Here is an 11,887-nt window from a genome sequence, read left to right on the forward strand (position 1 = left end):
GCGTTTCAGTGTGTCGGGCGAGGCCGTCGCCAGGGGGTATCGGGACGGCGAGAGCCCGCCGAGGGGCGCGGTCAGTCCCGGCGCTCGCGGACGCAGTCGGCAAGCGGATCCAGAATCCGGTCGACGACCGTGTAGGGGTCGGTCTCGCGGGCGCGCACCGCGTCGACGAGGGCGTCCATCCCGCCGTGACGTTCGAGTTCCTCCTCCAGCAGGTCGGCGGCGTCGGCCCGGAGCAACTGTCGGATCTCCTCGGCGTACCGGGTCCGCGTCCGCCGGTCGAGTTCGCCCGTCGAGCGGAGGTGGTCGTAGTGGGCGTCGAGGACGTCGATCAGCTCCGCGACGCCCTCGCCCTCCGTGGCGACGGTTTCGACGATCCGGGGGTCCCAGTCGTCGCCGTCCGCGTCGTCCGCTCCGCCCGTGTCGTCGGCCGTCCCGACCCCCGCCCCGTGGTGGCCGGCGCCGGCCGTCGTCGCCCCCTCGCGCATGTGGAGCATCTCCTGGAGGTCCGAGACGGTGGTCGCGGCGCCGTCCTTGTCGGCCTTGTTGACGACGAACACGTCGCCGATCTCCAGGATCCCGGCCTTGAGCATCTGCACGTCGTCGCCGCTGCCCGGTTGGACGAGGACGACCACGGTGTCGGCGGTGCGGACCACGTCCACCTCGTTCTGTCCGGCGCCGACCGTCTCGACGACGATCCGATCCTTGCCGAAGGCGTCGAGGGCCTTGATCGCGTCGGCGGTGGCGGTCGAGAGGCCGCCCAGTTGTCCGCGGGCGCTCATCGACCGGAAGAACACGTCCATGTCGCCCACGTTCGAGGCCATGCGGATGCGGTCCCCGAGGACCGCGCCGCCGGTGTACGGCGAGGAGGGATCGACGGCGATGACGCCGACGGTGAGCCCCCGGTCGCGGTAGGCCTTGGCGAGCTTGTCGACCAGCGTGGACTTGCCGGCGCCGGGGCTGCCGGTCACGCCGATCACCTCCGCGTCGCCGGTGTGGGCGTGGAGTTCGGAGACGACCTCGCGGTAGCCGGGGGTGCGGTCCTCGATTTTGGAGATGGTGCGGGCGAGCGCACGGTGGTCGCCGTCCAGGAGGTCCCTGACCAACTCCTTCTCGGCGGCGTTCGCCTCGCTCATCGTTGCGGCGCGTTGTCGCGGACGAAGTCGATGGTCTCCTGCATGGGCGTTCCGGGGCCGAACACCTCGGCCACGCCGGCGGCCACGAGCTCCTCGCGGTCCTCGTCGGGGACGATCCCGCCGACGATGACGAGGGTGTCCTCGAACGCGCCGTACTCCTTCAGCCCCTCGATCACCTTCGGCACGAGCGTGTTGTGCGCCCCGGAGAGGATGGAGATGCCGAGGACGTCCACGTCCTCCTGCACCGCGGCCTGGACGATCTCCTCGGGCGCGCGATGGAGGCCGGAGTAGATCACTTCGAACCCGGCGTCCCGGAACGCGCGGGCGATGACGTGTGCGCCACGGTCGTGCCCGTCGAGGCCGACCTTGGCGACGAGACACCGGATGGTCCGCTGTTCCTGCCCTGCGCTCATGCGTGAACGTTCACCACGCGACCGTTTGACTCTAACGGAGCCGTCGGCAGAGGCGCCTACCTTTATAATAGAGCGGATTGTTAACGAAAGACATGCATCGAACCGGATCGACGGTCGGCAAACTCGCCGCCGCCGTCACGAGCATCGTCCTGACCATCGTCACCGTCGCGACCGGCGAAGCGCCCGTTTCGGACGGTGAACGCGGACTGGCGGCGCACGCGGCCGCGTCGCGTCCCGTCGGCTGTCCCGTCCGCTCGACCGACACCGCGTGGGGAGGTGCGTCGGCATGAGCCTGCTCGACAGGATCCTCTCGATCTTCGGCGGCGGATCGAGCGCCGGCGATCCGGCGACGCCGTCGGAGACGGAGGAGGAGGTCGAAGAGGAACCCGAGGAGGAGGTCGAAGAGGAACCCGAGGAGGAGGTCGAAGAGGAACCCGAGGAGGAGGTCGAAGAGGAACCCGAGGAGGAGGTCGAAGAGGAACCCGAGGAGGAGGTCGAAGAGGAACCCGAGGAAGACGAGGGGCCCGAGGACGTCCCGACGAAGGACGTCGCCGCCGCGGCCGACCCGCGCCGGCGTGACGGCGAGGAGAACACCGTCGGGAACCGCGCCGCCAACCCCGCGGATCACGGCGAGGCGGCGGAGGACGCGGAGGAGGAGGACGCGGAGGAGGAGGACGCGGAGGAGGAGGACGCCGAGGCGGAGGACGCCGAGGCCGAGGAGGACGAGGGAGAGGATGGACCGGAGAACGTCCCGACCAAGGACGTCGCCGCCGCCGCCGACCCGCGGCGCCGCGAGGGCGAGGAGAACACCGTCGAGAACCGCGCCGCCAACCCAGACGACCAGCGGGCCACGTAGGTCGGGGGCCTACGCCGACTCCGCGCCCGACCCGAGGTGCGTATCGAGGAAGTCGGCGACGGCCGAGTAGGCCTCGATCCGGTTCTCCAGTTTCGTGAAGCCGTGACCCTCGTCCTCGAAGACGAGTTCGCGGACGGGGACGCCCGCCTCGCGGGCGCCCTCGACGATGCGGTGGGCCTCGCTCACGGGCACCCGCGGGTCGTTCTCGCCGTGGAGGACGAAGAGGGGCGCGGCGATGTCATCGACGTGGTTGATGGGGCTGATCGACTCCAGTAGCTCCCGGTCCTCGTCGAGCGACCCGTACTCGGCCTCGCGGAGTTCGCGCCGCCAGTCCCCCGTGTTCTCGAGGAAGGTGACGAAGTTGGCGATGCCGACGACGTCGACGCCGGCCGCCCAGAGGTCGGGATAGGTGGTGAGCGCGGCGAGGGTCATGAACCCGCCGTAGGAGGCGCCCATCACCGCGATGCGGTCGGGGTCGACCGCTGGGTGGTCGTGCAACCACTCGACGCCCGCCTTCAGGTCGGCGACCGAGTCCATCCGCTTGTCCACGTCGTCGAGGTGGGTGTAGGCCCTGCCGTAGCCGGTCGACCCGCGGACGTTGGGTTCGAACACCGCGTACCCCCGCGAGAGGAGGTACTGTTTCACCCGACCGAAGGAGGGGCGGCGCTGGGACTCGGGACCGCCGTGGACGTCGACGACGACGGGCGTCTCGCCGTGGCCGGTGTCGGTCGCGGGCAGGGAGAAGAACGCGGGAATCTCCAGGCCGTCGAAGGAGGGGTAACGCACGAGTTCCGGCGCGACGAAGGTGTCGCGGGGGATGCCCGCGGTGGAGGCGCGGGTCCAGCGCTCGGCCACCCCGGTCGTCGCGTCGACGACGTAGACGTTGGCCGTGTCGTCGCTCCGGGTGACGGTCAGCGCGAAGCGGTCGCCGTCGGGGCCGAAACTCACGCCGCCGGCGACCGAGGGCGGGAGGTCGGGGGTCGGGAAGTGATCAAGTCGCCCGGGGGCGACGAGTTCGCCGACGCCGAGTTCGGTGTAGCCGTCGACGTTTCGCGAGTAGACCAGCCGGCGGGACTCCTGGTCGACGGCCACGCCGTCGACGTTCCACTCGTCGTCGTCGAGGGGCGTCGTCCCGTCGTCCGCCGCCTCGACGGCGGCGACGTCGTCGGTCGCGAGGTCGACGTGGGCGAGCGAGAGGACGTCGCCGTCGCGGTCGGTGGCGAGGTAGACGCCCTCGCCGTCGGGGCCCCACTCGGCGCTCAGGTGACGCACCTCGCCGTCGTGCGGCGTCAGGTGACGCCGGGTGCCCGTCGCCACGTCGAGGACGTACACGTCCTGATCGAAACTGGAGTGGGATTCGGTGAGGAGGAGGCGGTCGCCGTCGGGGCTCCAGCCGTCGACCGAGAGCCAGCCGTCGCCCTCGAAGACCAGTTCGGCGTCGGCGCCCGTCGCCGTCCGGTCCTGGACGTACACGTCGAAGACGGCGCTCTCCCGGCGGTTCGATGCGAAGGCGAAGCGCTCGCCGTCCGGGCTCCACCCGCCGAACCAGTGTTTCGCGTCGGGGTGCTCCGTCAGGTCGGTTATCCCGCCGGTCGGCACGTCGAGGCGGTAGAGCGTCTCGCGCTCGTCGCCGCCGCGGTCACGGCCGACGATCAGTTCCGGCCGCTCGGGCGACCACGAGGCGAAGGTGACGCGGTCGTCGAAGAAGGTGCGCTGCTCGGGCCACGCCCCCGGTTCCGAGAGCGTCCAGACCTGGGGAACGCCCGTGGTGTCCATGAGAAAGGAGAGGTGGTCGCCGTCCGGGCCGACGGAGGCGCCGTGTGCGCTCCGCACGTTGAGGTAGCGCTCGATGTCGAACATACCGATCGTTTGGTCGGGGGCGACCAAACGTGTTCCCCTGAGGGCCGGGGGCGGGGGTTACAGCAGACCCTCGGCCTTCAGCGCCGCCATCACGTCGTCGACGAGTTCGTCGACCGACTCGTAGGGGAACTCCTGGTGGCCGTCGAGGTTGGCGGCGAGTTCCATCGCGGAGACGGAGAAGTCGCCGGCCTCGAACCGGGTGCCCGGCCCGTTCGGCAGCGCCGGAACGAGATCCATCTGGTCGGTCACGGGGAAGTCGGCGCCCTGGAACGCCGACCGGAACTGCTCGCGGAGTTCGGCCTCGACGTCGTCGCTCATGGGGAGTCGTGGGCGTATCTGGCGGAAAAGCGTTCCGAAACGTCAGAAGAACCCGTAGTTCGCGACGAGGCGCTCGTAGCAGTCCTCGTACCGGGAGCGAACGGCGTCGTGGTCGTAGGGGGCGTAGTCCTCGTTGACCGTCCAGCGCTCCAAGTCGGTCGCCGCGACGATCTCGTCGGCGAGTTCCTGCGGGCTGGTCACCAGCGACCCGCGGGGGTCCGCCTCGACGAGTTCGTGGGCGGCGGAGTCGGCCTGGTACTCGACGACGCCCACACAGCCACAGGCCAGCGCCCGCAGGAGGCCGGTCGCGAACGGCGCCCACGTGGCCGTCTGGGCGAAGACGTGGGCGCCTTTGAGGATCGGCACCTGTTCGGCGGGCGAGAGGTCGCCGAGGAACTCGACCCGGTCGTCGATCCGGAGGTCGCGGGCCATCCGTTCGGCCTCGGATCGCGCCGGCCCGTCGCCGATGACCGCCGCCCGCCACTCCCGGTCTCGGAGTTCGGCGAGGGCGAGCAGGAACTCCTCGACGTTCGCGCGCTCGTCGAGCGGGCGAGCGTACACGAGGTCGGCCCGCGGGTCGACGGGCGCGTCCCGGATCCCCGCCATGTCGACGCTGTCGGGAATCACCTCGACGGCGTCGGGGTCGGCCCCGCGCTCCCGAACCGTCGTCTCGACGGTCTCCGAGGGGACGACGACGGCGTCGGGCGACCGGGCGGCCCAGTGGTGGCGCCAGGTGCCCTCCGTCTCGCGGTCCGGGCGGTCACGCCACTCCGCGACGATGGGCGTGCGGCGGAGGCGACCCGCGGCCTTCGCCGCCGGGACCGCGAGGGGCGGGACCGAGGCGACGTGGATCACGTCCGGTCGGACGCCGTTGAGCACGAAGGGGAGTTTCGCCACGAACGCCCGCGGGGAGCGCTCGCTCGTCACCCGGCGGTAGGTGACGCCGTCGAAGTCGAAGGAGGCGTGGTCGCCGCCCCACCACTGCGCACAGACGACGGTCACGTCGTGGCCGCTGGCCGCCAGGCGCTCCGCCACCGCCCGCGCCCGGCGGGCGTACCAGCTATCCTCGTGGTGGGCCGTCGTCATCGTCACGAACGCGACGCGCACACCTCGGGCCACGAGACGGGTGACCAAAAATCCCTCCGTCGGCGGCCGGTCCCGCGACCGCCGTCGGGGTTCCCGTCGGCCGGGAACCGACGCGTGGATTGACGGGGCGGGGCGTCGAACGGGCGGGTATGTACGACGCCATCCTGCTTCCCACCGACGGGAGCGAGCCCGCGGCGGCGGCCGTCGAACACGCCCTCGGCGTGGCCGAGCGCTTCGGCGCGACGCTGCATCTCCTCTACGTCGTCGAAACGGACGACCTGTCCCACGCGGCACCGGAACTCGCCATCGAGGAGCTCCGCGAGACGCTGCGGAGCGAGGGCGAGTCCGTCCTCGACGACGCGGCGGCGCGCGCGACCGACCGGGGAGTCGAGGCGACGACGGCGGTCGTCGAGGGCACCGCCGAGGACGCGATCCTGAAGTACGCCGCGGAGAACGGGATCGATCTGCTGGTGATGGGCACGCACGGCCGGGGTGGACTGGAGCGGTATCTGGTCGGCAGCGTCACCGAACGGGTCGTCCGGCGGGCCGAGGTGCCGGTCCTCGTCGTCGGCGGGAGCGAGGGCCGGATCGGGGGAGGGGCGGGTTAGCCGACCGCGGCCGGGGCGAAGGCAACGGTCGCCTCGACGAAGGTCCAACTGTAGACGTGGTTGAGCAGGAGGTAGGCGAGGACGCCCAGCGAGAGCGAGAGGATCCACGCGCCGGCGGCGATCCGGCCGACGCGGGCGTGGTTCGTGCCCCGGAGTTCGCTCGGCGTGTGGGTCACCCCGAGGACGAGGGCGTAGAGGACGACGGGCACGGCGACGATCGAGAGGACGATGTGGACCGCGAGCATCGCGAGGTACGCGACGTAGGGGAGTTCCGGGCCGACGAACTCCTTGGTGCCGCCGCCACCGATCTTCGTCAGATAGAGGACGAGAAAGAGGAGGATGAGGCCGAACGCCGTCGACATGGCGGTCGCGTGTTTCGTCACCTCGTCGCGGCGGATCCACCGCCACCCGGCCAGCAGGGAGAGCGTCGCCGCGGTGTTGACGACGGCGATGGCGTCCGAGAGCAGGTTCACCTGCCCGAGCGAGAGGTCGGGAAAGATCGACTCGGGGACGACGCCGACGAACGTGCCCACGACGAGGGTGTATCCCACGACCGAGAGGACGGCGGTGACGGCGACCGGATGCTCCTTCACCGGGCCGCTTGCGCTGGCCGTTGCCATGTCCGGGGGTTGGACCGAACGGGCTTCCCTCTTCCGCTCTCGGTGCAGGTGCCCGGCTATCCGATCACGCCGGTCTTCGTGGCGGCCTCGCGGGCGGCCGCCTCGCTGATGCCGTTGCCGAGGATGGTGTACCGGTCGCGGATGCGGTGGGCGGTCGTGAGCGCCTCGATCACCGTCTCGTCGTCGAACCCGAGTTCGGCGGCGGTTGTCGGCGCCCCGATGACCGAGAGGGCGTCGCGGATGTCTCGCCACATCCCCTGCTCGCCCTCGTGGAGGTAGGCGACGAGGATCGATCCGACGCCGACCTGGTGGCCGTGGAGCGCGCGCCCGGGAGCGATGCGGTCCAGCCGGTGCGAGAAGAGGTGTTCGGCGCCGCTCGCGGGGCGCGAAGAGCCGGCGATGGACATGGCGACGCCGGAGGAGACCAGCGCCTTCACCACGACCCACGCGGACTCCTCGAGCCCCTGTTTGACCGACGCGGCGTTCTCGACGAGCATCTCGGCGGTCATGCGGGAGAGCGCGCCCGCGTACTCGGAGTACTCGACGTTCTGCAGGCGGTGGGCGAGTTGCCAGTCCTCGACGGCGGTGTAGTTGGAGACGATGTCGGCACAGCCGGCGGTGGTGAGTTCCCAGGGCGCGGCCGCGATGACCTCGGTGTCGGCGACGACGGCGAGCGGCGGGTCCGCGGCGACGCTGTGGCGGGTGTCGCCCTCGGGGATCGACGACCGGCCGCTGACGATGCCGTCGTGGCTGGCCGCGGTGGGGACCGAGACGAGGCCGGAGCCGAGGCGGTCGGCGGCCATCTTCGCGGTGTCGATGGGTTTGCCGCCGCCGAGGCCGACGAAGTAGGTCGCGTCCTCGGCCTCGGCCCTGTCGACGACGCGCTCGACCGCGTCGAAGCCCGCCGACTCGACGGTGACCGTCGCCGGGTCGTCGCCGAGTTGGGCGCGCACCCGGTCGCCGACGAGGCGGTTCGGCGTCGGGCTCGTGACGACCAGCGGCCGGCCCACGACGGACAGGTCGTCGATCACGGCCCCGAGGTCGTCGAGGACGCTGTGACCCACGACGACGTTCCGTGGGAGCTTGATCCACGTCGACTTCTGGAACATGGGACCCAGTTCTTATCTGAGGGTTTAGTACCTACGGGTGAGCGGGAGCCGACCGTCCAGTTCCACGTTCACCCCGGATGTGGCCGTCGTATAAGCGACGTGTCGAGCAACGGGATCCCATGGGATCGCAGTTACCGACGCTCGACGCCGGCCTGAGCTACCTCGACGCGCAGGACGCGCCGGCGCGGGCGTCGTCGGGCCGCTGGGGTGGGACGAGGGACGGATCGGGCGCGTTCTCTCCGGCGCGCGGGACGCGACGCTGTCGTGGTTCGGGGGGTGACGCGTCGGGGACGCGGTCGGTACGCTGATACGGGATCCGCCCGACCGGACGCCCATGGACGTGGAACTCACGCGGTCACGAGTCGCCGGGCGGGCGCGGGCGCCGCCGTCGAAGAGCTACACCCACCGGGCGATCCTCGCGGCGGGGTACAGCGACGGCGCCGTCGTCGCCGACCCGCTGGTGAGCGCCGACACGCGAGCGACGATGCGGGCGGTCGAGGCGTTCGGCGGGCGGGTCGACCGGGCGGACGGCCGCCTGGACGTCGCGGGCTTCGGCGGCCGGCCGGGGGTGCCGGACGACGTGATCGACTGTGCCAACAGCGGGACGACGATGCGCATCGTCACGGCGTGTGCGGCGCTCGCGGACGGGCTGACGGTGCTGACCGGCGACGACTCGCTCCGGTCGCGGCCACAGGGGCCGCTGCTGGACGCGGTCGAGCAACTCGACGGGCGCGCCGAGAGCACGCGCGACAACGGACGGGCGCCGCTCGTCGTCGGCGGCGGCGTCGACGGCGGGACGGCGTCCATCCCCGGGGACGTCTCCTCGCAGTACGTCACCGCCCTGCTGATGGCGGGGGCGGTGACCGAGTCGGGGGTCGAGATCGACCTGGAGACGGCGCTCAAGTCGGCGCCGTACGTCGACATCACGCTGGAGGTGCTGGCCGACTTCGGCGTCGAGGCCACGGAGACGGCGTCGGGGTACCGCGTGCCGGGTGGGCAGTCCTACGGCCGCGCGGACGCCTACCCGGTTCCGGGGGACTTCTCGTCGATGTCCTACCTGCTGGCCGCGGGCGCGGTGGCGGGCGGCGACGGCGGCGTCGTCGTCGAGGGGGCCCGACCCAGCGCGCAGGGCGACAGCGCCATCGTCGACGTGCTGGAGCGGATGGGTGCGGACGTGACCTGGGACCGCGAAGCGGGCGAAATTACGGTCCGCCGGAGCGACCTGTCGGGGATCGAGGTCGACGTGGGCGACACGCCGGACCTGCTTCCGACCGTCGCCGTCCTCGGGGCCGCCGCGAACGGCGAGACCCGGATCGTCAACTGCGAGCACGTGCGGTACAAGGAGACCGACCGCGTGAGCGCGATGGCGACGGAACTGGAGCGCCTGGGCGCCGCGGTGACCGAGGAGCGGGACACGCTGACGATCCACGGCGACCGGTCCCGCCTCCGGGGTGCGACCGTCGCCGGCCACGACGACCACCGGATCGTGATGGCCCTGTCGGTCGCCGGACTCGTCGCCGAGGGGACGACCACCGTCGAGGGCGCCGATCACGTCGACGTCTCCTTCCCGGGGTTCTTCGACGTGCTTTATGACCTCGGGGCCGAAGCCATCGAGCATGAACGGTAATCGATTCGGTCGTCTGTTCCAGGTGACGACCTACGGGGAGAGCCACGGGGACGCGATGGGCGTCGTCGTCTCGGGCTGTCCCGCGGGGCTCGAACTGGAGGAGGCGGACGTCCAGCGCGACCTGGACCGGCGCAAACCCGGTCAGTCGATGATCACGACCAGCCGAGGCGAACCCGACGAGGTGCGCATCCACAGCGGGTTACAGGACGGCTACACCACGGGGACGCCCCTGGGGATGGTCATCCAGAACAAGGACGCCCGCTCGGGCAAGTACGAGCCGTTCGTGACGGCACCACGCCCCTCGCACGGCGACTTCACGTACTCGGCGAAGTTCGGGACGCGCAACTGGGGGGGCGGCGGCCGCTCCTCGGCCCGCGAGACGGTGAACTGGGTCGCCGCGGGCGCGGTGGCGAAGAAGATCCTCGAGGAGCGGGGGATCGAACTCAAGGCTCACGTCAACCAGATCGGGTCGATCGAGGCGCCCGAGGTGAGCTTCGAGGAGATGGTGGAACACAGCGAGGACAACGAGGTGCGGTGTGGGGACCCCGAGACGGCCGAGCGGATGCGCGAGGCCATCGACGAGTACCAGGAGGCCGGCGACTCCATCGGCGGGTCCATCGAGTTCGAGGCGCGGGGCGTCCCGCGGGGACTGGGCGCGCCCCGGTTCGACTCCGTCTCCGCCCGCCTCGGGCAGGCGATGATGTCGGTGCCCGCGGCGACGGCCTTCGAGTTCGGCCTCGGACGCGAGGCCCGCCGGTACACGGGGTCGGAGCGCAACGAGGACTGGGAGTTCGACGAGTCGGGCGATCCGGTCCCCGTGGGCAACGACCACGGCGGCATCCAGGGCGGCATCACGACCGGCCAGCCCATCACGGGCGAGGTGACGTTGCACGCCCCGACCTCCATCCCCAAGACCCAGACGACGGTCGACTGGGAGACGGGCGAGGAGAAGGAGATTCAGGTCGTCGGCCGGCACGACCCGGTGTTGCCGCCGCGGGGCGTCCCGGTCGTCGAGGCGATGCTCGCGCTGACGCTCGTCGACTTCATGCTGCTCGCGGGGCGGATCACCCCCGACCGACTGGACGACAACCCGGGCGAATACGACACCGACTACCACCCCCGGAGCCCGGAGAACGTGGACCGGTAGCCGCCGCCTTTCACGGCTGATAACGCGGGCGGAGTCTATATGTCGTACGTGTCCGTTCCCGTCACAGAGATGGCCGCCGACGCGCCTCCGTCCAGCCTCCGTGACTTCTTCGCCGACGTCGACGACCGTGAGGTGTCGCTCGTCACGGTCAACCGGACCCACCCGCAGCCGGTGCAGGACCTCATCGCCGACGCCTTCGCGACGCAGTCGGTCGAACTGTCCGAGCGGTCGCTCCCGACCGACGCCGACGACCTGCTGGCGCTGCGTGAGGACGGGGACGTCACCGCCGTCTCGTCGCTGGATCGGGTGATGCGGTCCTTCCTGCTCGTGAACGCCGACCAGTTCCGGACGAGCACCCGGGGGTTCGACGGCGACGTCCCCGCGGTGCTGACGAACATGGACGGGACGCTGTTCGACCTCCGGGGGTATCCGGCGTCGAACAAGGAGAAACTCCTCCTGATCCTCGTCTCCCGCCACGTCGAGCGACTGGCCTACGAGGCGGGCGAGGGGACCCTCCGCTCGACGTTCCAGCGGCTCTCGCGACTCGAAGACGAGTACGGCACCCGGACGGTGTACGAGCGCCTTACCGGGCGGGCGCTCGACGTCCACGTCTACGGCGTGCCGGACGAGCGGCCGACGTGGCTCGACGCGACGGTCCACGGCGGCACCAGCGACGAGTACCGCAACTCGTGGTGCGTGGCGTACCGGCCGCCGTCGGACTCGGGGGCGGAGTCGACGCCGGCGGCGCTGGTCGCCCACCAGAAGGAACCGAACCGCTGGAAGGGGTTCTGGACGTACGACGCCGAAAGGGTGGCCCGCATCGACGCCTACCTCGAACGGGCGTTCTGAGCGCCGGACGCGGGGCCGTCCGGCCTGGCCCCCGTCGCGCCGCCGGCAGGGTGCGACGGGCGGACGCCACCGACGGCGCATCAAATATAATATATTTGATATAATATCCGCTGGAGACGCCGGCGGAGCCACCCTCGGCGGCGGTGAAACGCCGTCGAGCGGTTTCCACCCCCGAACGTCGTCGGCCACGGTCCTCGAAACCGGCGATCTTACATCATTTTTGCTTGGTAACGTATAGCAAAGGCTTTAGTCGAACCGTGG

14 protein-coding genes are annotated in these 11,887 nt (G+C 70.9%); 7 read left to right on the forward strand and 7 right to left on the reverse strand.

Features of this window, described 5'->3' with window-relative positions; genetic code table 11:
- Positions 1–71: 71 nt before the first annotated feature.
- Together meaB and NBT67_RS05950 are read right to left on the reverse strand one after the other, a co-directional pair.
- Positions 72–1,133, reverse strand: a complete 1,062-nt coding sequence (gene meaB / locus NBT67_RS05945) for a methylmalonyl Co-A mutase-associated GTPase MeaB (RefSeq protein ID WP_251343909.1) — start codon at positions 1,131–1,133, stop codon at positions 72–74.
- Positions 1,130–1,546 (reverse strand): cobalamin B12-binding domain-containing protein, encoded by a 417-nt coding sequence (locus tag NBT67_RS05950; protein WP_251343910.1) that lies wholly within the window; start codon positions 1,544–1,546, stop codon positions 1,130–1,132. The genes meaB and NBT67_RS05950 overlap by 4 nt, the downstream gene beginning before the upstream one ends.
- A gap of 92 nt (positions 1,547–1,638) precedes the next feature.
- Here NBT67_RS05950 and NBT67_RS05955 point away from each other — a divergent pair, with 92 nt between their 5' ends.
- Both NBT67_RS05955 and NBT67_RS05960 read left to right on the forward strand, forming a co-directional pair.
- Positions 1,639–1,836 carry a hypothetical protein gene (locus tag NBT67_RS05955; RefSeq protein ID WP_251343911.1) on the forward strand — a complete coding sequence of 66 codons (198 nt, stop codon included), beginning with the start codon at positions 1,639–1,641 and terminating at the stop codon, positions 1,834–1,836.
- The gene (locus tag NBT67_RS05960; RefSeq protein WP_251343912.1) at positions 1,833–2,402 is read left to right on the forward strand and encodes a hypothetical protein; all 570 of its coding nucleotides are present in this window, start codon (positions 1,833–1,835) and stop codon (positions 2,400–2,402) included. Before NBT67_RS05955 ends, NBT67_RS05960 begins: the two co-directional genes overlap by 4 nt.
- Positions 2,403–2,411: 9 nt before the next feature.
- On the opposite strand, the gene NBT67_RS05965 is transcribed toward NBT67_RS05960, so the two are convergent.
- From NBT67_RS05965 to NBT67_RS05975, 3 genes are read right to left on the reverse strand one after another with little or no spacing between them, the layout of a single operon-like run.
- Positions 2,412–4,268, reverse strand: a complete 1,857-nt coding sequence (locus tag NBT67_RS05965; RefSeq protein ID WP_251344350.1) for a S9 family peptidase — start codon at positions 4,266–4,268, stop codon at positions 2,412–2,414.
- 51 nt (positions 4,269–4,319) lie between these two features.
- Positions 4,320–4,580 carry an MTH865 family protein gene (locus tag NBT67_RS05970; RefSeq protein ID WP_251343913.1) on the reverse strand — a complete coding sequence of 87 codons (261 nt, stop codon included), beginning with the start codon at positions 4,578–4,580 and terminating at the stop codon, positions 4,320–4,322.
- Between the two features lie 42 nt (positions 4,581–4,622).
- Positions 4,623–5,687: a glycosyltransferase gene (locus NBT67_RS05975; RefSeq protein ID WP_251343914.1), complete on the reverse strand. Its 1,065-nt coding sequence runs from the start codon at positions 5,685–5,687 to the stop codon at positions 4,623–4,625.
- Between the two features lie 128 nt (positions 5,688–5,815).
- Here NBT67_RS05975 and NBT67_RS05980 point away from each other — a divergent pair, with 128 nt between their 5' ends.
- Positions 5,816–6,274, forward strand: a complete 459-nt coding sequence (locus tag NBT67_RS05980; protein WP_251343916.1) for a universal stress protein — start codon at positions 5,816–5,818, stop codon at positions 6,272–6,274.
- Here the strand turns inward: NBT67_RS05980 and NBT67_RS05985 are convergent.
- Both NBT67_RS05985 and NBT67_RS05990 read right to left on the reverse strand, forming a co-directional pair.
- Complete coding sequence (locus NBT67_RS05985; protein ID WP_251343917.1) at positions 6,271–6,894, reverse strand: DUF420 domain-containing protein; 624 nt, start codon at positions 6,892–6,894, stop codon at positions 6,271–6,273. The two genes, NBT67_RS05980 and NBT67_RS05985, sit on opposite strands and share 4 nt — an antisense overlap.
- Positions 6,895–6,950: 56 nt before the next feature.
- The gene (locus NBT67_RS05990; protein ID WP_251343919.1) at positions 6,951–8,003 is read right to left on the reverse strand and encodes an NAD(P)-dependent glycerol-1-phosphate dehydrogenase; all 1,053 of its coding nucleotides are present in this window, start codon (positions 8,001–8,003) and stop codon (positions 6,951–6,953) included.
- 119 nt (positions 8,004–8,122) lie between these two features.
- Here NBT67_RS05990 and NBT67_RS05995 point away from each other — a divergent pair, with 119 nt between their 5' ends.
- The 4 genes from NBT67_RS05995 to NBT67_RS06010 all read left to right on the forward strand — a co-directional run bounded on the left by NBT67_RS05995 (position 8,123) and on the right by NBT67_RS06010 (position 11,626).
- Positions 8,123–8,311, forward strand: a complete 189-nt coding sequence (locus NBT67_RS05995; RefSeq protein WP_251343921.1) for a hypothetical protein — start codon at positions 8,123–8,125, stop codon at positions 8,309–8,311.
- A gap of 26 nt (positions 8,312–8,337) precedes the next feature.
- The gene (gene aroA / locus NBT67_RS06000) at positions 8,338–9,630 is read left to right on the forward strand and encodes a 3-phosphoshikimate 1-carboxyvinyltransferase (protein WP_251343922.1); all 1,293 of its coding nucleotides are present in this window, start codon (positions 8,338–8,340) and stop codon (positions 9,628–9,630) included.
- Entirely contained in the window at positions 9,620–10,777 is a 1,158-nt protein-coding gene (aroC, locus tag NBT67_RS06005; protein WP_251343923.1) for a chorismate synthase, read from the forward strand. The genes aroA and aroC overlap by 11 nt, the downstream gene beginning before the upstream one ends.
- 69 nt (positions 10,778–10,846) lie before the next feature.
- Complete coding sequence (locus NBT67_RS06010) at positions 10,847–11,626, forward strand: DICT sensory domain-containing protein (RefSeq protein ID WP_251343924.1); 780 nt, start codon at positions 10,847–10,849, stop codon at positions 11,624–11,626.
- Positions 11,627–11,887: the final 261 nt, after the last annotated feature.

The sequence above is a fragment of the Haloplanus sp. GDY1 genome (genome assembly GCF_023703775.1).
GTDB classification, from domain to species: domain Archaea; phylum Halobacteriota; class Halobacteria; order Halobacteriales; family Haloferacaceae; genus Haloplanus; species Haloplanus halophilus.